Source organism: Rhizobium sp. FG113, from assembly GCF_057809895.1.
The window spans coordinates 157595-182336 of record NZ_JBMDKV010000007.1; the positions used below are offsets into that span (position 1 = coordinate 157595).

The 24742-nt window shown below is 61.6% G+C and carries 21 protein-coding genes; 4 read left to right on the top strand and 17 right to left on the bottom strand.

Features of this window, described 5'->3' with window-relative positions; all coding sequences use genetic code 11:
* Nucleotides 1–5: 5 nt before the first annotated feature.
* From ACODTZ_RS18445 to ACODTZ_RS18475, 7 genes are all read right to left on the bottom strand, one after another.
* A complete protein-coding gene (locus tag ACODTZ_RS18445) occupies nt 6–707 on the bottom strand; it encodes a gluconate 2-dehydrogenase subunit 3 family protein (protein ID WP_047513995.1) in 702 nt (233 codons plus the stop codon).
* A gap of 320 nt (nt 708–1027) precedes the next feature.
* Complete coding sequence (gene msrA, locus ACODTZ_RS18450) at nt 1028–1777, bottom strand: peptide-methionine (S)-S-oxide reductase MsrA (RefSeq protein WP_489027116.1); 750 nt, start codon at nt 1775–1777, stop codon at nt 1028–1030.
* 12 nt (nt 1778–1789) lie between these two features.
* The gene (locus ACODTZ_RS18455; RefSeq protein WP_489027118.1) at nt 1790–3664 is read right to left on the bottom strand and encodes a cytochrome c biogenesis protein DipZ; all 1875 of its coding nucleotides are present in this window, start codon (nt 3662–3664) and stop codon (nt 1790–1792) included.
* A gap of 15 nt (nt 3665–3679) precedes the next feature.
* Nucleotides 3680–4171, bottom strand: a complete 492-nt coding sequence (gene msrB, locus ACODTZ_RS18460) for a peptide-methionine (R)-S-oxide reductase MsrB (protein ID WP_489027120.1) — start codon at nt 4169–4171, stop codon at nt 3680–3682.
* A gap of 332 nt (nt 4172–4503) precedes the next feature.
* Nucleotides 4504–5661 carry a UDP-galactopyranose mutase gene (gene glf, locus ACODTZ_RS18465; RefSeq protein ID WP_489027122.1) on the bottom strand — a complete coding sequence of 386 codons (1158 nt, stop codon included), beginning with the start codon at nt 5659–5661 and terminating at the stop codon, nt 4504–4506.
* Nucleotides 5662–5727: 66 nt separating this feature from the next.
* A complete protein-coding gene (locus tag ACODTZ_RS18470) occupies nt 5728–7773 on the bottom strand; it encodes an O-linked N-acetylglucosamine transferase, SPINDLY family protein (RefSeq protein WP_489027124.1) in 2046 nt (681 codons plus the stop codon).
* A gap of 217 nt (nt 7774–7990) precedes the next feature.
* Nucleotides 7991–13228, bottom strand: coding sequence for a beta strand repeat-containing protein (locus ACODTZ_RS18475; RefSeq protein ID WP_489027126.1), 5238 nt, complete (start codon nt 13226–13228; stop codon nt 7991–7993).
* Between the two features lie 869 nt (nt 13229–14097).
* Between ACODTZ_RS18475 and ACODTZ_RS18480 the strand changes: the two genes are divergently transcribed.
* Complete coding sequence (locus ACODTZ_RS18480; protein ID WP_146618528.1) at nt 14098–14805, top strand: hypothetical protein; 708 nt, start codon at nt 14098–14100, stop codon at nt 14803–14805.
* 122 nt (nt 14806–14927) lie between these two features.
* Here ACODTZ_RS18480 and ACODTZ_RS18485 read toward each other — a convergent pair whose 3' ends face one another.
* The 7 genes from ACODTZ_RS18485 to ACODTZ_RS18515 form a co-directional block, all read right to left on the bottom strand.
* Nucleotides 14928–15254, bottom strand: coding sequence for a cupin domain-containing protein (locus ACODTZ_RS18485; RefSeq protein WP_112980746.1), 327 nt, complete (start codon nt 15252–15254; stop codon nt 14928–14930).
* Complete coding sequence (locus tag ACODTZ_RS18490) at nt 15251–15973, bottom strand: glycosyltransferase family 2 protein (protein WP_047514016.1); 723 nt, start codon at nt 15971–15973, stop codon at nt 15251–15253. The genes ACODTZ_RS18485 and ACODTZ_RS18490 overlap by 4 nt, the downstream gene beginning before the upstream one ends.
* Nucleotides 15974–15983: 10 nt before the next feature.
* Nucleotides 15984–16610, bottom strand: a complete 627-nt coding sequence (locus ACODTZ_RS18495; protein WP_047514019.1) for an HAD family hydrolase — start codon at nt 16608–16610, stop codon at nt 15984–15986.
* Nucleotides 16607–17275 carry a PI-PLC domain-containing protein gene (locus ACODTZ_RS18500; protein ID WP_489027128.1) on the bottom strand — a complete coding sequence of 223 codons (669 nt, stop codon included), beginning with the start codon at nt 17273–17275 and terminating at the stop codon, nt 16607–16609. The genes ACODTZ_RS18495 and ACODTZ_RS18500 overlap by 4 nt, the downstream gene beginning before the upstream one ends.
* Nucleotides 17272–18033, bottom strand: coding sequence for a glycosyltransferase family 2 protein (locus tag ACODTZ_RS18505; RefSeq protein ID WP_489027130.1), 762 nt, complete (start codon nt 18031–18033; stop codon nt 17272–17274). Before ACODTZ_RS18505 ends, ACODTZ_RS18500 begins: the two co-directional genes overlap by 4 nt.
* Nucleotides 18034–18265: 232 nt before the next feature.
* Complete coding sequence (locus tag ACODTZ_RS18510) at nt 18266–18847, bottom strand: OmpA family protein (RefSeq protein WP_489027132.1); 582 nt, start codon at nt 18845–18847, stop codon at nt 18266–18268.
* 4 nt (nt 18848–18851) lie between these two features.
* Nucleotides 18852–19280, bottom strand: coding sequence for a hypothetical protein (locus ACODTZ_RS18515; protein WP_489027134.1), 429 nt, complete (start codon nt 19278–19280; stop codon nt 18852–18854).
* Between the two features lie 316 nt (nt 19281–19596).
* On the opposite strand from ACODTZ_RS18515, the gene ACODTZ_RS18520 reads away from it, so the two are divergent.
* Nucleotides 19597–20031, top strand: coding sequence for a hypothetical protein (locus ACODTZ_RS18520; RefSeq protein ID WP_402928721.1), 435 nt, complete (start codon nt 19597–19599; stop codon nt 20029–20031).
* An 82-nt stretch (nt 20032–20113) separates the two neighbouring features.
* On the opposite strand, the gene ACODTZ_RS18525 is transcribed toward ACODTZ_RS18520, so the two are convergent.
* The 3 genes from ACODTZ_RS18525 to ACODTZ_RS18535 form a co-directional block, all read right to left on the bottom strand.
* Nucleotides 20114–21046, bottom strand: a complete 933-nt coding sequence (locus ACODTZ_RS18525; protein WP_489027136.1) for a DUF2950 domain-containing protein — start codon at nt 21044–21046, stop codon at nt 20114–20116.
* A gap of 36 nt (nt 21047–21082) precedes the next feature.
* Complete coding sequence (locus ACODTZ_RS18530; RefSeq protein ID WP_489027138.1) at nt 21083–22531, bottom strand: DUF3300 domain-containing protein; 1449 nt, start codon at nt 22529–22531, stop codon at nt 21083–21085.
* 66 nt (nt 22532–22597) lie between these two features.
* Entirely contained in the window at nt 22598–22888 is a 291-nt protein-coding gene (locus ACODTZ_RS18535; protein ID WP_113235358.1) for a hypothetical protein, read from the bottom strand.
* A gap of 322 nt (nt 22889–23210) precedes the next feature.
* On the opposite strand from ACODTZ_RS18535, the gene ACODTZ_RS18540 reads away from it, so the two are divergent.
* Together ACODTZ_RS18540 and ACODTZ_RS18545 are read left to right on the top strand one after the other, a co-directional pair.
* Nucleotides 23211–23564, top strand: a complete 354-nt coding sequence (locus tag ACODTZ_RS18540) for a DUF3302 domain-containing protein (RefSeq protein WP_018896912.1) — start codon at nt 23211–23213, stop codon at nt 23562–23564.
* Complete coding sequence (locus ACODTZ_RS18545; protein ID WP_209191432.1) at nt 23564–24721, top strand: HlyD family secretion protein; 1158 nt, start codon at nt 23564–23566, stop codon at nt 24719–24721. Before ACODTZ_RS18540 ends, ACODTZ_RS18545 begins: the two co-directional genes overlap by 1 nt.
* The last annotated feature ends 21 nt before the right edge of the window (nt 24722–24742 follow it).

The following is a 24742-nucleotide window of genomic DNA, read 5'->3' on the forward strand; positions in this document are numbered from 1 at the left end:
GATCGTTAGCCCCTTTCGCCGGAGATCGAGACGGGGCCAAGCGGATACTTGACGTTATGCTTGCCAACCCACTCCTTGTAGGAGCCGCGCGCGCCGGGGAAGCCGATATACTTCCAGGCAGCCATGCCGTGGTTGCCGCCATACATCGGGTCGGAGAAATAACCTTCCTTGGTGTTGGCGAGCAGGATCGAGAAGAACTCGCGCAGTTCCGGCTTGATCTTCATCTCGTCCTTCTGGAGCGAGGTGAGCGCCTTGTCCTGCGTTTCCGGGTCAAGCTCGGCGAAGATCTTGCCGTGGGTCTGCTTGCACCACTCGTTGAACACCGGGATCGCCTGCTGGTAGGTTTCCAGCGGGTTGAGCGGGGTCTGCCAGCCGCGCAGCGGGCTAGCCGCCGGCTCATAGGGGCCGACCATGTACCAGTCGGATGCCTTGCCGTAATCGCCGGCGAGCTGCTTGTCGATGAAAACGGGAACGCGCGTCTCGATCGCGCCGGGACCATCGCCTTCCGACGGAATCAGTCTCGCAACCGCTGCCATGACGAAGGCCCACTCCGTGGGCTGAAGACAGTCCGGCTTGTATTCGGTGAGCGCGGCGGGTTCGGGTTTGGTTTCGGCTTTCGCTGCACCGGCAATGCCGGCAATGGCCGCGGTCGCCGCGGAAGCTTTCAGGAAGCTTCTGCGGGACGGCAGGCCCGGGAGGTCTCTCATGATTGGCTCCTTCACGACCGTGGGAGTCGGTCGCTCAAGTTTTGCTGAAGCGTCAATTCAGCGCAGGGCAATTTGACGCTAAGCGCCGTACGCCCGCTTTGCCTGGGTGACAAGCACCGGCGAGCGCAAACCGGTTCGATTTCCGCCACAATTGAGAATTATTTTGCACATGTTCAAAGCAAGTAGCGATATTTCACGCACCAATCGCCTTTTTTGTGGAATTTTTCACTCAGGTATAATGAGTTGACCAGATAGTGAGATTCGACGCAAAACGCCCGCTCGAAACCGGGCGGGCGTTTCTCACGCGATATGGATGGCGTTCAGTTCGAACCGGAGGCCGCGACCAATACCGGCTTTTCGCTGTAATCCCTCGGGAACAGCTGCTTCAAGGCTGCGACCTTCGGCAGGTCGTTGATGACGATATAGGGGTAGTTAGGATTGTTCGTCAGGAAGTCCTGATGATACCCCTCAGCGGCATAAAAGCTCTTGCCCGGCTCGATCTTGGTGACGATGGCTGCATCGAAAACCCGTGCCTGGTTCAGCTGGCTGATATAGGCCTTGGCGACCTTGGCCTGCTCGTCATTGGCGGGGAAGATCGCCGAGCGATATTGCGTGCCGGTATCCGGCCCCTGGCGGTTCAACTGCGTCGGATCGTGCGCAACGGAGAAGTAGATCTGCAGCAGCCGGCCATAGCTGACCTTGCTCGGGTCAAACACGACCTTGACCGATTCCGCGTGGCCCGTGTCGCCGCCGCTTACCGTTTCGTACTGCGCGGTATTCTTGGAACCGCCGGCATAGCCCGACGTCGCGCTTTTCACCCCGTTCACGTGCTGGAACACACCTTGCACGCCCCAGAAGCAACCGCCTGCAAAGGTCGCCGTCTCGCTGCCGCCGCCGGCCGGTTCGTCCAGAACGGGTGCGGGAATGACACGCGCCTCTTCGGCGGATGACGGGGTGAAATACATAGCCAGACCCGCGGCCAGCACGCCCGCCGCACCAAAGGCGACGATACGCATCGAGCGCCGTGTGGTCGAACCCTTATGATCAGTCATGCCCTTATGGTCAGTCATGATGGTCTCCTATCAACCGAAGGTGAAGGCGTAGGCTTGTACGCCGGGATCAAGAAAGCGGATTTCGAATGTGTGATCGCCAACGGCGCCCGGCTCGCGGATGAGCTGGTAGAGCCGTTGTGCGGTCACTGTGCCGTTGCCATCGGCATCGGTATCGGCCCCATGCCCGTCACCGGGCGGCTTGCCATCGACGGTCACCTGGAAGCGCACCGGCTTGCCGTCGGCACCCGGACCGAGCACCAGATGCAGATCGCGGGCATGGAAACGGTAGTAGATGCTGCCGTCCTTGTCGTTCAACGCGGCCTGCTCGGAACCAACAGTCCAGTTGCCAGTCAGGCCCCATTCGTTGAGCCGCGGCGTCGCCGCGACATAGGTATGGGCTGCATCGTTGACCGTGCCTTTCTGGTCGACAAAGTTTTCGGAGCGCTGCCAGCCGACATAGGTTTCCGGCGATTGCACATCCGCCTGGTTCGATGCGGCTTCGGCGCCGGTCGCCTTGACCTCGACCATATCGGCTGCGACGTTGGCCTTGCCGGCCTCCGCCAGAAGCTGCTGGATCACCCGCTCGGAACCGTCATAGTCCCCCTCGCCGAAGTGATGATGGCGCACGCGCCCCTCGGCATCGATGAAATAATGCGCCGGCCAATACTGGTTTTCGAAGGCGCGCCAGATGGCATAGTCGTTATCGATGGCGACGGGATAGGTGATCTTGAGATCGCCGATCGCCTTCTTGACGTTGTCGATGTTCTTTTCGAATGCGAACTCCGGCGCATGAACGCCGATCACCACCAACCCCTGATCCTTGTACTTTTCCGCCCAGGCGCGGACATAGGGAATGGCGCGCAGGCAGTTGATGCAGGAATAGGTCCAGAAATCGACGAGAACGACCTTACCCTTGAGCGACTCCGCCGAAAGCGGCGGCGAATTGAGCCACTGCACGGCGCCATCCAGCGACGGCATCATTCCCTCGACCGGAAGCGCTTCCGCGGCAGTCTTCTTCGGGCCGCCCTTCATCATCATCGCGTTCGAGCCGGCCATCATCGCATTGTTGCCGGACATCATGGCCGGAGCGTTGCCGGACATCATCATCTGGTTGCTGCCGCTCATGGCGTCGCCCTTCATCACGACGGAGCCGGCATTCTCTGCCGCCTGCTGCTGCGGATGCAGCTTGTCGATCAAGCTCTGCTCCAGCGTGCCGGTGCTGGCCAGCGAGGCCTGCGTGAGGAAACCGGTATCGAGGCCGAGACCGATCGCCACGACAGCGGCCAGAACGGCAACGCCAAGCCCGCGGCGCACCCATTCACCGACCCCAAGCGACCGCTTCATCGCCTGGTACACCCGGCCACCGATCAAAAGCGCCAGTGCCAGTGATGTCGCCGCACCCAGTGCGTAGGCGAGCAGCAGCAAGGTCGTGCCGACGCTCGCTCCCTGCAACGCCGCGCCCGTCAGGATCAGGCCGAGAACCGGGCCGGCGCAGGGTGCCCAGAGCAGCCCCGTGGCGACCCCCAGCAAGGCCGACGCCGCCACGGTCGATCCGCCGCTGCGGGTACCGCGATCGGCTGATTGCGACAGCCGAGCCCCGAGCGATACCAGCGGCCGCGTCAGATAATCCGACAGAGCCGGGAAAAGCAGGATGACGCCGAAGACGGCGAGCAGCACAAGCGCTGCATAGCGGCCATACTCGTTGGCCTGCACCGCCCAGCCGCCACCAAGCGCCGCCAGTGTCGCAACGGCCGCAAAGGTCGCGGCCATGCCGACAAGCATCGGCAGCGTGCTGCGCAAAAACGGCTGGCCGGCGCGCGCGAAGACGAACGGCAGCACCGGCAGGATGCAGGGGCTGACGATGGTCAGCACGCCACCGAGATAAGCGAGAATGAAGAGGATCATGACAGGTCCCGTTGATCAGGCCGAAGCCGGATGAAATGTCAGAGCGACACCGTTCAGGCAGTAGCGGAGGCCGGTCGGTTGCGGCCCGTCGTTGAAGACATGCCCGAGATGACCGCCGCAGCGGCCGCAATGAACCGCCTCGCGCACCATGCCGAACTGCGTGTCGCGCGTCGTGCCGACGACCTTGCCGTCAAGCGGCGCCCAGAAGCTCGGCCATCCCGTGCCGCTGTCGAATTTGGTCGCGGATGCAAAGCCGTCCTGCCCGCAGCCGGCGCAGGCGAAGTTGCCCTTGCGCTCTTCGTGAAGCAGGGCGCTGGTGAAGGGGCGCTCGGTCCCCTCCTCGCGCAGAACGGCATATTGATCCGCCGTCAGCATCTTCTTCCACTCGGCATCCGTATGGGTGACGGGAAAGGTCTCCGCGGCCGAAACCTTCGAACGACCGAGAACAAGCGGCAGGCCGATCGCGGCAAAGCCGGCACTGAAGAGCAGTCTGCGTCTATTCATCATCTCGTGGTCTCCTCCGGTATCAAGTGTGTGTCTGACAACAACTACGGGCGACGCAGCCATTTTGTTACGCGCCGCACCCGAAATACCTCGCTCTCGCCAAAGCGCCGGCTGGCGCATCAGCAGAGCAATATATTCAAGAGAATACAACGCTATACGAGGGCCAAACCAGCCTTCCGGACAAGCTGCGACTGCCATTTCACCAATATGTGATTGTCTAATGGACGCGCGTCTTGTCGGATCGAACGCTGCATGGTCGAAATTCGACACCGGAAACGAGAAAGGCGCCAGCCTTGCAGCCAGCGCCTTTCGCAATAACGACGATGATGTTCCGATCAGACCGGACGGTGCAGGAAAGCCGGCATGCGGGCGCTCTCTGACAGCGTCGAGAGATAGAGCCGCGCCGTGTCGAGCGCCTCGCGGATCGTCACGTCCATATCGAGATAGCGGTAAGTGCCAAGGCGGCCGACAAAGGTGACACCCTCTTCCTTCTCGGCGCGCGTAACATATTGCGCCAGCTGTTCCTTCTCCTCGACCATCCGGATCGGATAATAGGGAATATCATCAGGACCGCAGGCGCGCGAGAACTCGCGGTAGCAGACCGAACCCTGATGCTCTTCCCACGGAGAGAAGTGCTTGTGCTCGGTGATGCGCGTAAACGGCACCGAGGCGTCGCCATAGTTCATGACAGCGCAGCCCTGATAATCGCCATCATAGCTGAAGCGCTCGAAATCCAGCGTGCGGTAACCGAGACGCCCGGCCTCATAGTCGAAATAGCCGTCGAGCTGTCCGGAATAGAAGACGTGGCTGGCATCCTCATGCTCGGCGCGTTCGAACCGCGTGCTCAGCTTCACGCTGATATTGGGATGGTCGAGAATGCGGCCGATCATGTCGGTGTAGCCGTTCTCGGGCATGCCTTGGAATTTATGGAAGAAGTAGTTGTCGTCGTAGTTGAAGCGCACCGGCAGCCGCTTCAGGATCGAGGCGGGCAGCTCGGTCGGCGAGCAGCCCCACTGCTTCTCGGTGTAACCCTTGAAGAAGGCCTCGTAGAGATCCTTGCCGACGAAGCGCATGGCCTGCTCCTCGAAGGTCTGCGGATCGGTGATCGTCTTGTCGGCCTGCTCCTCGATGAACGCACGCGCCTCGGCGGGACGCAGCGTCTTGCCGAAGAACTGGTTGATCGTGTGCAGGTTGACCGGCAGCGAATAGACTTGGCTCTTGCTCGTCGTCTTCACCCGGTTCTTGTAGGGCATGAAGGTCTGGAAGCCGTTGACGTAGTCCCAGACCTCGGCATCGTCGGTATGGAAGATGTGCGGTCCGTAAACATGCACCATCACGCCGGTATCGGCATCGCGCTCGGTGTGGCAGTTGCCGGCGATATGGTCGCGGGCATCAAGGATCTCGACCTTGTGCCCCGTCAGCGCCAGTTCCCGCCCGATCACGGCGCCTGACAATCCGGCGCCGACGATCACGATCTTTCCATTCCCCTGCATTCTCTAAAGCACCCGTTGCCTGTGGCCTTGCGGCAAGTTGAAACCCTTGAGGATGGACCGGCGGCGTTAAGCCGTCGGCTCCGTCCACAGGCGCGTGTCGATGGCAAGCGGCGCGTAGTCGTTCCACTGCGCCAGCTTCTCGCGGTAGTGGCGGCGATAGCTCGCATCATCCTCGAACTCGGTGAGCGTCTGCACGAGTTCGGCGCCGATCTCGTAGTAGGCGTCAAGGTTGCTGAGATCAGGCGTCGGCGTTTCGCCGCGCTCGGCTTCGCCCTGCATCTGCCAGAAGAGCTCTTCCAGGCGACGGGCGAGACCGGGGATATCGCGCAGCGCACTGCCCTCGCGCTTGTCCTTCAGCGACTGGCGGATGGCCGCCAGGCTTGCGCGATCCTTGAAGAAGCCGATGGCGCGCGCAACGTAATCATCAGGCCCGCTGCAGGCGAGCTCCGGCACGCCGGCGGCGGCCACGATGCTGTTGCAGAAGCGCGAGGCAAAGCTCTTGCCCGGAACCGTCAGCACAGGCAGACCCATGGTGATCGCGTCGCCCGCGGTCGAATGCGCGCCGTAGGGGAAGGTGTCGAGGAAGAGATCGGCAAGCGCGATGCGCGCCAGGTGATGCGCGTTCGGCGCCTTCGGCGCGAAGATGATCCGCTCGGCATCGATGCCAGCCTTGACGGCGGCCTGCACGAGGCGGTCGTTCACGGCTTCGTCCGCCGCGAGCAGCCAGAGCACGCTGCCCGGCGTCGCAGCCAGGATCGTCATCCAGCGCGCAAAGCACGGCTCGCTGATCTTCTGCATGCCGTTGAAGCAGGCGAAGACGAAGGCATCCTCGGGCAGGCCCGCCTGCGTGCGGGTCGGCGTCGCGGCGATCTGGCGCTTGCGGTCGATCGGCTGGTTGCAGGCGATCCGCAGGACCTTTTCCGTATAGTAGATCTCGTTTTCGACAGGCACGATCGTCTCGTCGGCGATCATGTACTGGTGCACTGGGCTGCCCATCGAACCGGGATAGCCGCAGAAATTGACGATGACAGGCGCCGGACGATAGGCGAACAGCTTCGTGCGGGCATGCTTGGTGTAACCGTTGACGTCGATCAGGATATCGATCTCGTCCTTGCGGATCAGGTTGGCCGCATCGGTATCGCTGAGCGCACTGATATCGCGCCAGCCGTCGACGGCCGCCTTGATGCGCTCCTGCGTCGCGTCACCGGTGCGCGGCTCGCCGCAGTAATAGCCGAAGATCTCGACGGTCGTCTTGTCGTGCAGCTCCAGCACTTCGCTGAGCGCAAAGCCGACGGCGTGATCGCGCAGATCCGACGAGACATAGCCGACGCGCAGGCGCTGGCCGGTGCCGGTCTTCACGCGTGCGGGCTTGCGCGGGAAGGCCGAAAGGTTCGGGCGGCCGACAAGCGTCTTGTTGTAGCGATAGGCCTTGGCCAGCTGATAGAGCGGGTCGTCGGCGTAGCAGGAGAGCGTCAGCGTCGACATCGCATCGAGCAGCTGGCGTGCGCTGACATGGATCGACGGTGTCAGGATCGGCCACTTGCACTGCCGCTGGCGCAGCGACGTCCAGTGCTGACCGGCTTCCGGGCGGTTCGGCTGCAGCTCGATCGCCTGCCACAGCGTGGTCTCCGCCGCCTCCAGCACGCCACCGCCCTCAAGAACGCGGCCGATATGCTGAAGCGTCATCAAACGGTGCTCGATGCGCTCGCTGGTGATGTCGTTGGTCGTCTCCGCGTAGCTGCGCCATTGCTCGACGGCCTGATGGCCGAGACCGCAATCCTCGAGCGCACGGCCGAGGTTGATATGCGCCGGGCCGAAGCGCGGATCGATCTTCAGGCAGGCACGCAGCGCGCTGATCGCGCCGGCCATGTCGCCGGCCTGACGCGACACCACGGAATAGTTGAAATAGGCGAGATGCAGCAACGGATTATTGTCGTTGAACGCGATCCACGTCTTGTAGAGCTCTGCCGCCTGCTGCCGCTGGTCGGCATTCGCAAGACCCTCGGCGATGGAAATCAGATCGCCAAGCGACAGGCGTTGATGACGGGCCTGCTCCAAAATGTTTGCGATTGGAGAGACTTGGCTCGATGCAATTGCGGTGTTCGCGTTCATGGACGTCCTACGGCAAGGCGGCCGGATGGCCTGAGATCAACAGACGCACGAAAGCGTCGGGCTCCTTGCTATCGGATAGAGCTTGCGTCGGGCTGGCTGATTGGCGTCAAAACAGCGTGAGAACGCCTGATATCCAAGGCTGTTCGGCACCGGGCGCCGAAACGAAAAACGCCGCCCGAGATGATCGGGCGGCGTCCTGTTTTGGTCTATCCGTGACTTACGAGTTCAGCGCTGCGTAGGCTGCGAGAACCGCATCGACCTGGGCCGAGTTCAGAGCCGGCACCTGCGTCGAGGTGAAGGCGCCCAGCTGGTCGGTGTTCATGGCCGCGATGTCTTCCGTTGCAAGTCCGGCCAGAGCCCTCGTGCTGATCGCCGCGATTTCGTCGGTGGTGAAGGTCGCGATGTCCTCGCTGGACATTGCGCCGATCTCCGCCGAGCTCATGGCCGCGATCTGGGTGCTGTTGAACGCCTGGATCTGATCGGACGTCATCGCGTCGATCTGAGCCGTCGTCAGCGAAGCCACCTGGCCGGTCTTGAGCACTGCGACCTGGTCCGTGGTCAGAACCGCGATGTCGTCGGTGCTGAGAGCCGCGACCTGCCGCGAGCTCAGGACACCGAGCTGATCGCTGCTCATGGCAGCCATCTTGTCGGTCGAGAGCGAAGCGATCTGGCTGGTGGTCAGAAGCGCTACCTGGTTCGTCGTCAGGGCCTTGAACTGATCGGTGGTCATTGCCTCAATGCTGGCCGAGGAAAGTTCCACGATAGCCTTGGTGCTGATGGCCGCGATCTCGTCGTTTGTGAACGAGGTGATATCGTCCGTGTCCATGGCGCCGATCTGGGCTGCGGTCAGTACCGCGACCTGGGAGCTCGTCAGCGCCGTGACCTGATCCGAGGTCATGGCGGTGATCTGATCCGTGGTCAAAGCCGCGACCTGACCCGACTTCAGCACTGCGACGTTGTCGGTGGTCAGAGCCGCCACTTCGTCCGTGGTCAGACCCCTGACCTGTGCCGACGTCAGCGCACCGACCTGATCCGAAGACAGGAGAGCGATGTTGTCGGTGGTGATCGCAGCCAGCTGGCCGGTCGTCAGCAGAGCGATCTGGCCGGTCTTCAGAGCCTTGACCTGATCGCTGCTGAGCACGTTGATATCATCAGTGCTCAGGCCGGTCAGAGCCCTGGTGCTGATCGCCGCAATCTCGTCGGTCGAGAAGGACGAGACACCATCCGTCGACATGGCGCCGAGCTGGGCCGAGGTCAGCACGCTGATCTGAGTGCTGGTCAAAGCCTGGACCTGATCGGACGACATCGCCGTGATCTGCGCGGTGCTGAGTGCGGCCACCTGGGCCGTCTTCAGCAGTGCCACGTTGTCGGTGGACAGAACCGCGAGGTCGTCGGTGCTGAGCGCCGCGATCTGCCTGGAGTTCAGGACACCAATCTGATCACTGCTCAGGGCCACCGCCTTGTCGGTCGTCAGCGACGCGATCTGAGAGGTGCTCAGCAGTGCCACCTGACCGGTGGTCAGAGCAGCGAACTGATCCGTACCGAATGCCTCGAGCGTGTCGGTCGACAGAGCCGCGATGATCTTGGTGTTGATCGCCGCGATTTCGTCGGTCGAGAAGGTCGCGATGTCATCGGTGGACATTGCGGCGAACTCGTCGGCGGTCAGAACACCGATCTGGGCGCTGGTTAGAGCCTTGATCTGATCGGAGGACATGGCGCCGATCTGAGTATTGTTCAGAGCGGAGACCTGACCCGACGACAGCAGGGCAATGTTGTCGGTGCTCAGAGCCGCGACTTCGTCCGTGGACAGTGCCGCGATCTGGTTCGACTTTAGTGCACCGACCTGGTCGCTGGTCAGAAGCGCGATGTTGTCGGTCGACAGGGCGGCGATCTGCGCCGTGCTGAGCAGTGCGATCTGGCTCGACTTCAGGGCAACGGCCTGGTCGCTGCTGAGCGCGTTGATGTCATCCGTGCTCAGACCGGCAAGCGCCTTGGTGCTGATGGCCGCGATTTCATCGGTCGAGAACGACGTGATGTCGTCGGTGGTCATGACCGCAAGCTGGAGCGAGGACATCGCACCGACCTGATCGGCGGTCAGCGCGGTCACCTGATCGGCGGTCAGCGCATTGAGCTGGTCCGTGGTCATGGCGGCGATCTGGCCGGTCTTCAGAATGGCGACGTTATCCGTGGAGAGGACAGCGATGTCATCCGTGGTCAGAGCTGCGATCTGCCTGGAGTTCATGGCTCCGAGCTGGTCGCTACCGATGGCAGCCAGCTTGTCGGTCGAAAGCGATGCGACCTGGCTGGTGGTGAGCAGCGCGACCTGGCCCGAGTTCAGAGCGGCAAACTGGTTTGTGTCCAGAGCCGCGAGGCTGTCGGTGGAGAGCTGCGCAATGGCCTTCGTGCTGATCGCGGCCACTTCGTCGGTCGAGAACGTCACGATGTCGTCGCTCGACATTGCGCCGATCTGGGCGGCCGTCAGAACCGCGACCTGACCGGTCGTCAGTGCCTCGACCTGGTCGCTCGACATGGCGTCGATCTGCGCCGTCGTCAGAGCGGCAACCTGCGAGCTCTTCAAGATGCCGACATTGTCGGTGGAGATCGCAGCGATGTCATCGGTCGACAGCGAAGCAAGCTGGCTGGTGCTCAGCGCCAGGATCTGGTCGCTCAGCAGCTTGGTGATGTTGTCAGTCGTCAGCGCGTTCAGCTGGATGGTGCCCATCGCGGAAATCTGGCTGGTCTTGAGAGCAACAACCTGATCGCTGCTGAGAGCGTTGACCGCATCCGTGGTCAGACCCGACAGCGACCTGGTGTTGATCGCAGCGATTTCATCCGTGGTGAAGGACACGATGTCGTCGCTCGACAGGGCATGCAGCTGGCCGGAGGTCAGCACACCGACCTGGGTGCTGGTCAGCGCGGTCACCTGATCGGACGTCAGGGCGTCGATCTGCAGGCTGCTCAGCGCGGCGATCTGCGTGGTCTTCAGGATGGCCACGTTGTCGGTCGACAGGGCAGCAAGCTCATCGGTGGTGAGAGCGCCAATCTGCCTGGAGTTCAGGGCGCCAACCTGGTCGCTGCCGAGCACGGACACCTGGTCCGTCGTAAGCGATGCGACCTGAGCGGTGGTCAGAAGCGCGACCTGGGTCGACTTCAGAGCCTTGACCTGATCGCTATCCAATGCAGCGAGGCCGTCGGTGGAGAGCTGTGCAATGGCCTTCGTGCTGATAGCGGCGATTTCGTCGGTCGAGAACGTGATGATGTCGTCGCTAGACATCGCGCCGATCTGGCCGGCCGTCAGGACGCCGACCTGGCCGGTCGTCAGAGCCTTGACCTGGTCTGTCGACAGGAAGCCGATCTGCGCCGTCGTCAGGGCAGCGATCTGCGCCGTCTTCAGAGTTGCAACGTTGTCGGTCGAGATAGCGCTCAGAGCGTCGCTGGAGAGACCGGCGATCTGTTTGGCGGTCAGGGCACCGACCTGGTCGCTCTTCAGGAGAGCAATGTTGTCGGTGGAGATGGCGCCGAGCTGCGCGCTGCTCAAGAGAGCGACCTGGCTCGTCTTCAGCGCGACGATCTGGTCGCTGCTGAGAGCGGCGACGTCGTCGGTGCTCAGACCCGTCAGAGCGCGGCTGCTGATGGAGGCGATTTCATCCGTGGTGAAGGAGCTGACGCCGTCCGTGGACATCGCGCCGAGCTGGGCGGAGCTGAGGACGCCAACCTGGCTGCTGGTCAGAGCCTCGACCTGCTCGGAAGACATCGCGGTGATCTGCGCCGAGCTGAGGGCCGCGACCTGCGCGGTCTTCAGGATGGCAACGTTGTCCGTCGAAATCGCACCGATTTCGTCCGCCGTGAGCGCGCCGATCTGCCTGGAGTTCAGGGCGCCGACCTGATCGCTGGTCAGGATAGCGATGTTGTCCGTGGAGAATGCGCCGATCTGGGCGGTGCTCAGAATTGCGATCTGGCTCGACTTCAGGGCGACTGCCTGATCGCTGGTCAGAGAGTTGATGACATCGGTCGACAGGCCGGAGAGAGCCTTGGTGCTGATGGCAGCGATTTCATCGGTCGTGAACGTCGCGATGTCGTCGGTCGACAGCGCCGAGAGTTCGGACGAGGACATTGCGCCGATCTGTGCGCCGGTGAGCGCCGAAATCTGCTCGGAGGACATCGCGGCGATCTGGCTGTTGTTCAGAGCGGCGATCTGCCCGGTCTTCATGGCGGCGACGTTGTCGGTGGTGATCGCTGCGACTTCATCGGTGGTCAGTGCTGCAAGCTGCCTGGAGGTCAGGGCGACAACCTGGTCGCTCTTCAACGCGGCGATCTTGTCGGAACCCAGCGATGCGACCTGCGAGGTCGTGAGCAGAGCGATCTGGCTGGACTTGAGGGCTGCGAACTGGTCCGTGTCGAGAGCTGCGAGCGTCGCGGTCGACAGGCCGGCCAGCGTCTTCGTGTTGATGGCGGCGATCTCGTCGGTCGAGAAGCTCGCAATGTCGTCGGTGGTCAGCGCGCCAAACTGCGCGGAGGAAAGCACTGCGGTCTGGGCGGAGCTGAATGCGCCGACCTGGGCGACGTCGAGTGCTGCGAGCTGGTCGGTGGTGAGGGCTGCGACCTGCGTGGTCTTCAGCGCGACGATCTGGTCGGTGTTGAGCGATGCGATGACGTCGGTGGAGAGCGAAGCAAGCTGCTTGGAGCCGAGAGCGCCGATCTGCGAGCCCGTGAGGACGCCGATCTGGTCAGAGTTCAGGGCGCCGAACTGGGCGCTGCTGAGGAGAGCAACCTGGCTGGTCTTGAGCGCGATGACCTGGTCGCTGGTGAGCGCCGCCATGCCATCGGTGCTGAGGCCGCCGAGAGCCTTCGTGCTGATGGCAGCGATCTCGTCGGTCGAGAACAGGGCGATGCCGTCGGACGAGATGGCGCCGAGCTGAACAGAGGTCAGCGCTGCGGCCTGCGAGGACGTGAACGCAACGACCTGATCGGTGGAGAGACCAGCGATCTGCGCGGAGGAGAGCGCGGCGAGCTGTGTGGTCTTCAGAACCGCGATCTGGTTGGTCGTGAAGGCGGCAACGTCTTCCGTGCCCATCGCAGCGATCTGCTTGGAGGTAAGAGCAGCCACCTGACCGGTCGAAAGCGCGCCGATCTGTTCGGAGGAGAGGTTTGCGACTTCAGTGGTGGAGAGAGCAGCAACCTGCGTGGTCGAGAGACCACCGAGCTGGCCCGTGGTAAGAACTGCCAGCTGCTCGAGCTTCAGACCAACCAGCGCGGTCGCCGATACGGCGCTCATCTGCTGGGAGGAAAGAGCAACGAAGTCCTGGGTTTCGATAGCGCCGAGCTGCGTTGAGCTCAAGGCCTTGATCTGTGTCGTCGTGAGCAGTGCCACGTCATCGGACGACAGATTGGCGATCGCGGTCGTCGACAGCGCCCGGATCTGATTGACGGTCAGAGAAGTTACAATGGAAGTCATGGACGAGCGCCCCTCGCGTTAGCTGATCAAAAGACATCATCCCGCTTCGTCGGTCGGACGCGTATAGCCGCACTTAAGCCGGCCACACGGCGTCGTCGGCATCGACGATCCGGGTTTCCTGTCGGAACAAAATTGGGTCAAACTAAACATGGCTCGGACGAGCCAGCGCAAAAGGAGGGCATCATGCGCCCAGAGCCAAAATGGCTCTGATCCCTACGCCAATGACCGCGAACTTCTTAACCCCCGGCACCGTTTACCAGCGTCCATCATGGACAAACCGGCCAACCGCACTCCTCGGTAGAGCTATCGCGAGCAGTAAAACTCTTATTCGGCAGTCTTTAATTTCGAGTTAACGTCGGCTGTAGCGGAGCTGCACTCTTGTTACAGATTCGGTCGCCGGAAGTTTAAATCGTCATTTTTTTAGATGCAATTGGGACACCATGTCTTTTTTCAAGCCGAAACCGTACGGATCGACTGGCGATTGCAACAATGGCTGCATGCACGGGCCGGTGCTTAACGTATCAATTCAAAACGATAGAATAGGAAAGAGAAAAACTGATCCAGAACCATGATTCTCTTTTTTAATTCCCAGATTATCAATTAGAAATACTGTAGAAATAAAAACGAATCACCATGGAAACGCAAGTTACCTGTCGATCCGAAGCGGCGGATAGCAAATGTCGGCGCGACGCTCCAGCAGCATAGCGCCGCCCGCCCGCAATAATTTCCGACCTTTTTTGGGCCTAACGCACAAATCCTGCCCTGGCGGCGGCTCCGGATGCTGCGGCGCACACCGATTCGTCCCCGAGGCAAGCCCGGCACAAGTAAAATGGCGTTCATGGAGCTATTGGGTGATAGGGACGACCAGAATGCGACTGTCTATATTGATTAGAGGCCATAACTTTCTTGAAAAGGATCGTTTCGGCCTGCCGATGGACGGGCGGGACAACGCCGCGTCCTTGCTTGAGAACGTGATCGCGCCGATCCGCGCGAAGAACCCCGACGCCACGGTCTATCTGGCGACATACGAAAGCCCGGCGCTGGCCGAGTTGCAGGAAAAATTCGCGCCATGCGAACTGATCCTGCTCGACCCCAAGGGAAGCTCGCAGGCAGAGACCTACAAGGAAGCGCTGAAGCATATCTTCGAGAAGACCGATTACGATGCGCTTGTCGTGGTCCGCTTCGACCTGGCCTTCAAGAAGCCGTTCGACGCCTGGGACCTGAAGATCGACATCAACAGCATCCATTTCACCTGGAAGGAATATCGCGACTACTGGCGCGATCACCGCCGCGTCGGCGATGCGATCCACGTGATCGGCAAGGCCGCCATTCCCGCCTTCCACAATGCGCTGATCATGAACCAGCTGGCCGGCCGCGGTCATCTGCACATGATGTACTATTATCTGCGCACGATGCACGACAATCTGAAGTTCATCGAGGACGGTTACTTCGACACCAACACGCTGTTCGCCAACCCCGAATGCGTCAACCCGCTCTACACGGTCTTCAACCGGCCGCGGCTGACCAGCATGGCAGGCAGCACCGGCATGGTTCTGCACGAAATCCGCGCGGAATAACAGGCAAGCAGTCAAACAAGAACGCCCGCATCGAGATCATCGATGCGGGCGTTCTGCTTTATAGGCTGCCTTCAAAGTATAGCGCCCGCGAAACCATCCGCGAACGCCTTTCTCCAGGTAGATCAGACCAGATACTTGTCGTTCTTGGCGCTCGGGATCTTCACGACCGTCACCGTCGCATCGGTCAGTGCCTCGAACTGGTTGACCTTGCCGGGCTCGATATCGATGATGCTTCCCGCTTCCCACACCTGATCGATCATCCGCACCGTGCCGGAGACGACGAGCGTGATCTCGCGCGCGATCTTGTGGTAATGCGCCGCATCCTTGTCGCCGGCCACGTAATGCTTCACGCCGACCTCGAACGCATCCGTCTTGACGACGGTGGGGTCGAAGTCGCCGATGAACCAGCCGCCGATCATGTCGTTGAGGGTGAGTGGCTTGTCGCTCATTTGTCACCTTCCGTGACTGATAGTTCGATCAGCTGGCGATCCGACTTGATGGGATGGAAGTCCTTGGCGTTGATCGGGAAGATCCCGATCTTCTTACCCTCGAGCACCATCTCGTTATAGACGGGGCAGACATAGAACATGTTGTTGTGCCGGGCGTCCTTGCGGATCGCGTTCTTCGCCGCGCGCACAAAATCGCGTCCCTGCCGGAAATAGTAGAAGCCGGCCGTCGCGTTGTCGCTGATCGGATGCTTCTCGGCCGCCTCGACCACCATGTTCTGCTCGTCGAGCCGGACGAAGGAGTAGCGCGGATGCACCGACTTGAAGGTCATCGTGCCGCCATCGAGTTCGCGCTCCACGAAGTTCTGGATGACGCCATCGAAGGGAACCGTCAGGAATTCATCACCGTTGAGGATGAGCAGCGGCTCGTCATTGTCGATATAGCCGGCGGCGAGCAGCGCCGTGCAGGCGGCCCCTTCCGTCTTGTCCTCGACCGAGACCACAGCGGCCTCCGGCGACAGCAGGCGCACGACCTCGTCGAGATGGTAGCGCGCCAGGTCCTTCTTCTGCATGGCCACGATGATGCGGTGACCGGGGATCTTGGCGCATTCGGCCAGCTGCCGCTGCACCAGGGGTACGCCGTTGATTTCCACCAGCGCGGTCGGATAGGCCTCCATCGCCTGGATGCGAGGCTCGCCGGCTATCAGGATCAGAATATTCATCGCAAGCTCATCAACCGTGGATTTTTCGAATGGTCTCGGTGATCGCGGGATAGTTCACATCCGCGATATCGTTCACCACCATGACATGCGCGCCGGAACCCTTGGCCGCCTTGATGCCGTTCTCGTTGTCCTCGACGATCAGGCATTCCTCGGGCGTCAGGCCCATCATGGTGATCGCCTTGGTGTAGATCTCAGGGCTCGGCTTGCCGTGCTTGACGTCCTCGTTGCTCAGCTGAAACTCGAGATAGCCGTCGAGTGCGGCTCTCGACATCATCAGCGACACCGTGCTCTTGATCGAGTTCGACGCCACGGCGAGCCGGTAACCGTCTTCCCTTAGCCGCGCCAGCGCGTATTCCTGCTTGAAGGTCGGCTTGCACTTGGTGTGGATCATCTCGGTCGTGTAGAGCTGCTTCATCTCGTTGATGAAGCCGTGCAGCGCTTCGGGAAGCCCGCGCGTCGTCGTCAGGATCTCCAGCTTGCGCCGCGTCGGCAGGCCGTCGAAGATCGTCAGGTGCTCGTGCAGCGGGATGGTGTATCCGAAGAGCTCGAGCGCCCGGTTCAGTGCCTCATAGTGCCATTCGCGTGCATCGATCAGCACGCCGTCCATGTCGAAGATAATCGCCTTAAGCGTGGTCATGCTGCGTCCCGGCCAGTCAATATCAGTTGCGCGCGCTCCGGAAAGTCGGTGCAGACGGAAAGCCCGTCCTGCTCGTTGAGCCCCGAAGACACCAGCCACTGGAGAAATGGTTCATATTCGTCGTGACGACCGTGAAGATCCGGCGCCACCAGCGTGGCCGACTTGCCGTCGGCAAGAATGCGCTCGATCAGCGCCGCGTCGTACCAGCGCCCCGGCAGGAAGTTGTCGATCCAGACACCGGTCACGCCGGGATCGTCGTAAAGCGACGCCTCGCGCTCATATTCGCTGAGACGCGTGAACGAGACCATCTTGCGCTTCACGCCCTGGATGAGATCGGGGACCGACGCGTCAAACAGAAAATAGTTGCTGTAGCCTTCGCTCGACAGAACCTCCGCCAGCATGTCGTGCAGACCATCGGCCTTGATGTTCAGCGCCAGCAACGGCGAGCCGTGTTGCTTGGCGATCCGAAGCAACTCGGCGAACGAGATCTCTCCCCCGCGCGGAATGTCGTGCGAGATGACGATCGAAGGCGCGCCGTCCGCCTGGCTGTCGCGCACATCGGTCTCCGTGCCGAAGCCGAGCGAGAAGGAGCGAACGAAGGCCTCGACCGAGTTCTTCTCCTCAGGCGTCTTCCAGTAGCCGCGATGGCTGAGAACCTCGATCATACCGCAGCACCCAGCGAACGCGTCACGTCGACGGACAGAGGCAGGCTCTGGAAATGGGTGAGGTCCTCCGGAACGCCGAGACCGTACATGCCCGCATCCACCGAGCCGATCGAATAGGCGCCGATCTTCGAGCCGTCCTCGATCATGAAATTATAGACCGGCGCGACGTAGAACTCGCCGTTGACGCGGAAGTCGCGCTCGATCATCCGGTCCGCATAGGAGACGAAGTCGGAGCCCTTGCGGAAATTGTAGATCCCGACAGTCGCGTGATCGGAAATCACCTGCTTCTCGACGACGTTGTCGATATAGCCATCGGCGCCGAAGGAAACGAAGCTCCACTTCGGATCATCCGCCGTCATGGTCATGATCATCCCGTCGAGATCGCCCATGGCCTCAAGATAATCGTCGATATCGACGTCGATATACTGGTCGCAATTGGCGATCATCATCGGCTGATCGTTGTCGATCTCGTCGCGCGCGAGAAGAACCGTGCAGGCGGCACCCTCGGTCACCTGCTCGACGAGAAAGATTTCGCAGCCCGGCGCCCAGGCGCGCAGGTTCTCGCCCAGCCCATGCTCCTGGACGTGGGCGGCCTGGCAAATGAAGATGAAGCGATGCTCGACCGAGGGGCGAAGGTTTTCGATCACCAGCCGGATCATCGGCACGCCGTGCACAGGCAGAAGTGGCTTGGGGAGAGTATAGCCGGCCTTGGCGAAGCGGCTTCCGTGCCCTGCCATTGGTACGACGATGTTCAACATTGCGTATATCCCGAATTGTATCAGCTTACACCGTGACGTGACCCATAACGGCCGAAGCTGGCGTCACGCTGTCCCGGATGGGCCAAATGCCCGGCTGAGCAGAGAAACTTGCCCGAAATGAAACGACCCGCGCGGATCACTCCACGCGGGTCGTTTCATGTATTCTTACTCAGTGTCTGCCAGACGCATGCGGGAAATATTTCACGAGCTTCCGGCTTGCTTGAAGACGATCTCAGGATTTCTTCGTGAAGACGCCGAGATTGATCAGCTGTACGCGCCGGTTGTTCGATCCCGATGTGTCCGTGCCCGGGATCGGCATGTATTCGCCGACACCGACGGCATAAAGCCGCTGCGGATCGACCGCGAAGGTCGTGGACAAGGCCTCCTTGATGGCTGCCGCCCTCTGCTCGCTGAGATCGAGATTGTGCTTCTCGTCGCCCGTCGAGCTCGAGTGCCCGACAACCAGGAACTTATAGTCCCAGAGGTTCGGATGGTGCAGAGCGTCGGCAAGCAGCCCGAGCGTGCGGTAGGAACTCGGCTGGATCGCGACGGAATCGTTCTCGAAATTGATCTCGACCACCATCTGCGGCAGCTTGGCGATACGCTTCCAGTTCGGCAACTCCGACATCTGCTTGCTGCCGCCGCTGATCGCCTCCTGCCGCAGGATTTCGAGATCGATGGCTGGCGCAGCGGAGGTCAGCTTGCCGAGCCCCTTGACGATACGCTCCTGCGACACTTCCTGCGCCGATGCCAGGGCTGGAACGAGGATAACCGCCGCCGCGAGAATGATTGCTTTCGAAAGAACCCGCTTCATCGCCTCATCTCCATCCCGCATTGGTGATTGTCTGATTGCACTCGTCGCTGACGCGCGGCTGCTTCTTGATCAGGCAGGCAAGGACGAAGCCGTCCCCCTTGATGCCGTTGCAGCTCTTCGACATGTCTCGCTGGCAGACGCGCTCATAGGCCGTCTGCGCCTGTTCGCGCGTCGTGATCGATTGGAAGACGGTGGTAAGCGAAGCCTTGCAGCTCGGCGAAACCTTCGCCGCGTTCTGCTGCAGGCAATCGGCGATGCGGCCGCTGCCGAGGTTCAGTCCCTTGCACAGTTTCTGGATGTCGGCGCCGCAATCGCTTGCGAGTTTGGTCACCGCATCCGCATAGCTCAAGGTCTGCGCCGAGGCTCCCCAGGCAGTGCCCATGGAAACACACGCAACGGCCGCTATCAGAATCCCTCGTCTTGATCTTTTCATCCTATCCGTCCCTGACTGGTCACATCGACGGGCGGGACGATGGCATGATGTCGCGCGAATGGAGCGTATATTACCGTAACGCACATCGGCCTCGGCAGGCCAGAATTGGAGCCGTCACACGATTGCAACTAGGGCCGGATCGACCTCGACGACCGGCATTTGAAGCCGTTTCCGGGCCCTAGCCGTAACATACCGTATCTTACAGCCACCCCCGCGTATCATACTGCCTTCGCTTCTCCATCCGCCCTATCATCCCTGAAGGATGAACTTGGAGGACGTAGAGATGACATCGACGCAGACATCCGCACCCCATTCCATGGCCAGCGCCGAAGAACTGCGCAAACGCGCCCTTGAGCTCCAGATCGCCGAAATGGAGCGCGACGAGAAGATCAAGGCGCGAGAGGCTGAAAAGCATGCCGAGTTCGTCGAGGACTTCTTCCGCAAGCATATCGACGAGAAGGAACGCGCGATGATCAAGCGCCTCGTCATGAAGGCCGCGGCGGATGGCAAGTACGAAGCGATGATCTACAGCTTCCCCTCAAGCTTCTGCGACGACGGTGGCCGCGCCATCAACAACAGCCTTCCAGGATGGCAGAAGACGCTTCAGGGGAAGGCAAAGGAGCTTCTTGATCTGTTCGAACAGCTTGCCAAGCCGCAGGGCTATGGCCTGAAGGCCATGATCATCGACTTTCCAGGGGGCATGCCCGGCGATGTCGGCCTGTTCCTGACCTGGGAACCCCCGGTCAAATAAAGCCCTGGGAGGGGCTGCGAGCACTCATCGATTTCGCGGGAGGCGGTTGTTTCGGACAACCGCCTCCCGAATGCGTTTCGGCCTATTCGGACACGACCGACCAGTTGTTGTCGGGATTGAAGGTCTTGATCGCCGCCGCCTTCTTCTCCGTCTCCGGCCCGAGGTCGCGCTGGTAGATGACGCTCATGCCGTTGGCGATGAATGTCTGCACACCCGTCTCCCTGTACTTGACCGGCCAGGCGATCACCGCGAAGCCCGCCGTCATGTGACCGTTGACGATGTAGCTCTGCTTGCCGCCGAGCACGTTGTCGCCCTGCCCCGTCAGTATCCGGTAGCGATATCCGAAGTAGCCCTCGCCGCGCTTGGCCTTGCCGAAGGCGGCGGTTTCGATCAGCGGACCAGCCGGGCTGTCCTCGTCGCCGGGACCAGCCTGCCAATAGAGGCCGTCCCGCTTGCCGGGCGAGCTGATCAGCTTCTGCGCATACTCGTAGATGCCAGAACCAGTCCGATCCTCCGAGGCATAGATGTGCTGGGCGATGACGAAATTATGGATGGTCTCGATCGTCGCGAGTTCGTTCTCGCCGATGCGGCGGTTGACGATCTCCTCCAGTCCGGTGCGCGTGTCGAACGTCCACTTGCCGTCGGCGCCCTTCGTCAGCGGAAACGGCAGCGGCCAGAGCCTGTCGCCGATGGCGACGACCTTGCGCCCATCGAGATCCTCGAGCTTCATCAGCCGCGACGCGCCCTCGCGGATCAGCGCGTAGCTGACCATGGCCGCGTTGTTGTCCTTGAGCTTGTCGGCCTTCAGCCCGAGCAGTTCCGCAAGCCCGTTCAGATCGTTGGCCGCCAGCACCGCCTTCAGCTTGTCGAGCGCCATGTCAGGCGTGTCGAAGGACGGTTGCGGCGCCTTGCCGATGTACGCCGACAGGGCGGTCTGTGCCAAGGACGAACTTGCGAACGTCAAGGGCAGGACCACGCCAACCAGCAAACGCATCAACTTCAGTCGCAATGCCATGGTTGCCTCCATTGGCTCTGGAAACCCGGTCAGATCCTATCGTCTTCCACCGCCGCCACCGCCGCGCCGTGGCGGCGGACGCGAATGACCGCCGCCACCACGCCCGGCTCCACCGGCATAAGACCTGGGTGCCGGGCGGCTCTGCGCCCGCGGCGCGCCGCGCTGACCGCCTCCCATGCTCTGGCCGCCACGCTGGGACGCGATCGCTTCTCGGCGTCCTGACGATTGCGGGTTGCCGAGCGCGTTGGGCTGCCGTGAGCGGTTGTCCGGCCTCGCCGCCATCTTCGGCGCGCCGGAATTCTTCTTCACATTGCCCTTCGATGGACGATTGGCCCCGGCATTGCCGGGACGCGCATCCGGCCGAGATGCATTCGCGGGACGGTTCCCGGCATTCGGCCGGTCCGCCGGTCTGTTGGCGATGCCCGGCTTGCCGTTGGTCTTCAGGCCGTTGACGGTCCCCTTGCGGATGTCATCGGCGCGCGCCGCTGTGTTGCGCCCCCCTGCCCCGATATCCGCCCGACGATCGCCGACCTGGTTCTTCAGCTGGTTGCGCTTGTCACCTTCAAGGCCGGACTTGATCGCCGTGCGATCCAGGTTGGCGAACTGGCTCTTGTCGATGCTGAGCTTGCTGCGATCGACCTTCGTCCAGTCGACATCGTTCCACTTGACCTTGCCGTTGAAATTCCGGTCGTTGAAGCAATTGTTGCAGTCGATATCGACATCACCGTTCCAGCGTCCGCCCCAGACACCCCAGTCGTCCCAGTTGACGATCGCCGCCCAGGCGACACCGGTGACAGCACCCGCGAAGAACGCGGCGCCCGGATAATAATAGTTGTCGTAGGAACTTGGATAATAGGAGATCGGCTCTGCCGCGTAGCCCGGCTCGTAGAGCATCTGCGGCTCATATTGCGGGATGTAGACCTTCTGGGGATCGGTCGGGCGGATCACCACGTTGTTGTTTTCGGTGACGACGGTCACCTTGTCGTCCGTCTTGATGATGTTCTTCGCCACCGCCTCGTCGCGCAGCTGCTGGATGGCAACGAGCACATCCTTCTGCTGGTTGGTCAGCGCATCGCCGAGCTTTTGCGTCCAGTCGAGATCGTCGCTCATCATCTTCACGATGTCGGGATAGTTGAGCAGCGAGATGACGCTGCCGTCCCAATCATCCTTGGGCTTGAGATCGGCGTTCTTTTTCTTGGCGTCCAGGAAGCGCTGCGCCTCGATGATCTGCAGCGGGAAAAGCGACGCCGCCGAAATCGCGGCGACCAGCTCGTCCGGATAGAGCGCGATACGGGCGACCAGCACCTCCAGCTCATCCTCGGACAAGAGGTCGGTCGCAACAGCAGGCGCCGCCGGGGCCGGCGCGGCAGCGGGAGCCGCCGCCGTTTGCGCCAACACGAAGGATGGCTCCTGCATGGAGATGAGCGCCAGCGCCGTCAAACCAGTTGTCAGGCCAGCGGTTAGTCTGAACGATCTTGATTTCATGACGCGTCGACCTTTCCGTGCAAATGGCGATGAATGCTGCTCTTGGCGCGCTCCATGTCCGAGCACTCAGGAGCGCTTGAGCGATACGACGTTCGATTGCGACAGCGCCTCGCCGATTTCGCTAAGAAGCGCTTTCTCCAGTTCCTTGTATTCCTGCCGACGCGCCTCCCGCTCCGTGCGCGGAAGATCGTCGAGGTGGGCCAGCGTCTCCAGGATCACCGCGAGGTCCTCGCACATGCTGCGGAACGTTTCGCTGACCTGGTAGAGATGCCGAACCCTCTTGGCCTTCTCGGGAAAATGGACCTCGGCGACGGCGAGAGCGGACAGTCGCGGTACATTGCTTTCTCTCCAGCTCATCGCACGCCCCCACCGCCGATCTCCCCCCAGGAAGACCAGCTGATTATAGGGCGGTTGAGCGCAGGCGCAGACGTAAGATACGCGAAGATACGCGGCATCCGCGATCATTTCGGCTTGTACTCGATGGTGGCGAACAGCCCGAATTGACGCCGTGAGCTCGCCGAGCGGCGATGACCCCGACGGCGGCGAAAGACCACTCCCCGCCCCTGATCCGATAGATGTTACGTGATGCTACGGGCGTCTCCGCCCACGCAGGTCTATTGTTTTTGCGTATTCCCCGCACCCGCTGAGGTCGACCATTCGTTGTCGAAAGGCAAAAACCGTGTTCCTCGACTATTTCGCACTGGGCGTTCTGTTCTTCGTCGTGATCACGCTGTTCTACGCGGTGATCGCGATCCACGACATCCCGCACCTGATGGCAAAGGCCAGAAACCATCCGCATCAGGATGCGATCCATGTCGCGGGATGGGTGAGCCTGTTCACCCTCCACGCCATCTGGCCGTTCCTGTTCATCTGGGCAACGATCTACCGCGAGGATCGCGGCTGGGGCATCCGCAGCGATGGAAAACTGTCGCCGGCACAGGAGGCCAACGCTGAAATCGCGCGCCTGCATGCGCGCATCGCGGAACTCGAAGGCCAGTCGGAAGGCCAGACATCGGAGAGGGAGAACGCCTGATGGACCTGCTTCTCATACTGACCTACGCGGCGCTCTGCTACGCGATCTTCAAGATCTTCCGCATCCCTGTGAACCAGTGGACGCTGGCGACATCGGTTCTCGGCGGCATCTTCCTGATCGGGACGCTGTTGCTGCTGATGAGCTACAATCATCCCTACACCAGCGACGCCCGCATCTATTTCACTTCGGCGCCCGTCATCCCGACGGTCGGCGGCCAGGTGGTCGAGGTGCCGGTGACGCCCAATGCGCCGCTGAAGAAGGGCGACGTCCTCTTCCGCATCGATCCGCGCCCCTATCAGTTCACGGTCGACCAGAAGACGGCAGCGCTCGCTGAAGCGAAGCAGACGGTGCTGCAGTTGAAGGCTGCGCTCGACGCCGCCAACGCGGCGGTCACCGGCGCCGAAGCCTCCAGGGATCGTTCGCTGCAGGCTTTCGAGAAATTCCAGGCCTCCAACGAAAACGCCAAGTCGAGCGGTCGTGGCGCCGTCTACTCCGAACTCGAAGTCGAAAACCGCAGGGGCCTCTACCTGACGGCCGAGGCCGCTGTCGATACCGCCCGCGCCCAGGCCACACAGGCAAAACTGGCTTATGAATCGGAAATCAACGGCACCAACCCCACCGTCGCCCGCCTGCAGGCCGAGCTCGCCAACGCCGAATACGAGCTCGATCAGACGACGGTCCGCGCCCCCAGCGACGGCTACGTCACCCAGGTCTTCCTGCGCCCTGGCATGATGGCGAACCCGCTGCCGCTGCGCCCGGTCATGGTCTTTATCGACAGCCAGGACCAGATGCTCGGCGCCGCCTTCATCCAGAACTCGTTGCAACGCGTCAACGTCGGCGACGATGCCGAGGTGGCCTTCAAGGCGGTCCCGGGCAAAATCTTCAAGGCCCGCGTGCAGGGCATCATCGACGTGATGGCGCAAGGCCAGCTGCAGCCCTCAGGCGCGCTGATCGACCCGCAATCGCCAGAACGCGCCGCCCCCGGCCAGACGATCGCCAGCATCGAGCTCCTCGAGAGCACCGAGGGCTACCAGCTTCCCGGCGGTGTCGTCGCCGAGGTGGCCGTCTACACCCACCACTGGCACCACGTCGCGGTTCTGAGAAAGGTGCTGCTGCGGATGAGCAGCTGGATGAACTACGTCTTCCTTGAACACTGAGGGGAGAAGGCCGGTCCCGCT

Coding starts and splice junctions, on each gene's coding strand:
- ACODTZ_RS18500 (WP_489027128.1), bottom strand. CDS start 17,275: ATGATCGAGGTTCTCAGCCATCGCGGCTACTGGAAGACGCCTGAGGAG.
- msrA (WP_489027116.1), bottom strand. CDS start 1,777: ATGACTGACCATAAGGGCATGACTGATCATAAGGGTTCGACCACACGG.
- ACODTZ_RS18490 (WP_047514016.1), bottom strand. CDS start 15,973: ATGAATATTCTGATCCTGATAGCCGGCGAGCCTCGCATCCAGGCGATG.
- ACODTZ_RS18485 (WP_112980746.1), bottom strand. CDS start 15,254: ATGAGCGACAAGCCACTCACCCTCAACGACATGATCGGCGGCTGGTTC.
- ACODTZ_RS18445 (WP_047513995.1), bottom strand. CDS start 707: ATGAGAGACCTCCCGGGCCTGCCGTCCCGCAGAAGCTTCCTGAAAGCT.
- ACODTZ_RS18470 (WP_489027124.1), bottom strand. CDS start 7,773: ATGAACGCGAACACCGCAATTGCATCGAGCCAAGTCTCTCCAATCGCA.
- ACODTZ_RS18480 (WP_146618528.1), top strand. CDS start 14,098: ATGCGACTGTCTATATTGATTAGAGGCCATAACTTTCTTGAAAAGGAT.
- ACODTZ_RS18535 (WP_113235358.1), bottom strand. CDS start 22,888: ATGAGCTGGAGAGAAAGCAATGTACCGCGACTGTCCGCTCTCGCCGTC.
- ACODTZ_RS18530 (WP_489027138.1), bottom strand. CDS start 22,531: ATGAAATCAAGATCGTTCAGACTAACCGCTGGCCTGACAACTGGTTTG.
- ACODTZ_RS18510 (WP_489027132.1), bottom strand. CDS start 18,847: ATGAAGCGGGTTCTTTCGAAAGCAATCATTCTCGCGGCGGCGGTTATC.
- glf (WP_489027122.1), bottom strand. CDS start 5,661: ATGCAGGGGAATGGAAAGATCGTGATCGTCGGCGCCGGATTGTCAGGC.
- ACODTZ_RS18520 (WP_402928721.1), top strand. CDS start 19,597: ATGGCCAGCGCCGAAGAACTGCGCAAACGCGCCCTTGAGCTCCAGATC.
- ACODTZ_RS18525 (WP_489027136.1), bottom strand. CDS start 21,046: ATGGCATTGCGACTGAAGTTGATGCGTTTGCTGGTTGGCGTGGTCCTG.
- ACODTZ_RS18515 (WP_489027134.1), bottom strand. CDS start 19,280: ATGAAAAGATCAAGACGAGGGATTCTGATAGCGGCCGTTGCGTGTGTT.
- msrB (WP_489027120.1), bottom strand. CDS start 4,171: ATGATGAATAGACGCAGACTGCTCTTCAGTGCCGGCTTTGCCGCGATC.
- ACODTZ_RS18475 (WP_489027126.1), bottom strand. CDS start 13,228: ATGACTTCCATTGTAACTTCTCTGACCGTCAATCAGATCCGGGCGCTG.
- ACODTZ_RS18455 (WP_489027118.1), bottom strand. CDS start 3,664: ATGATCCTCTTCATTCTCGCTTATCTCGGTGGCGTGCTGACCATCGTC.
- ACODTZ_RS18545 (WP_209191432.1), top strand. CDS start 23,564: ATGGACCTGCTTCTCATACTGACCTACGCGGCGCTCTGCTACGCGATC.
- ACODTZ_RS18505 (WP_489027130.1), bottom strand. CDS start 18,033: ATGTTGAACATCGTCGTACCAATGGCAGGGCACGGAAGCCGCTTCGCC.
- ACODTZ_RS18495 (WP_047514019.1), bottom strand. CDS start 16,610: ATGACCACGCTTAAGGCGATTATCTTCGACATGGACGGCGTGCTGATC.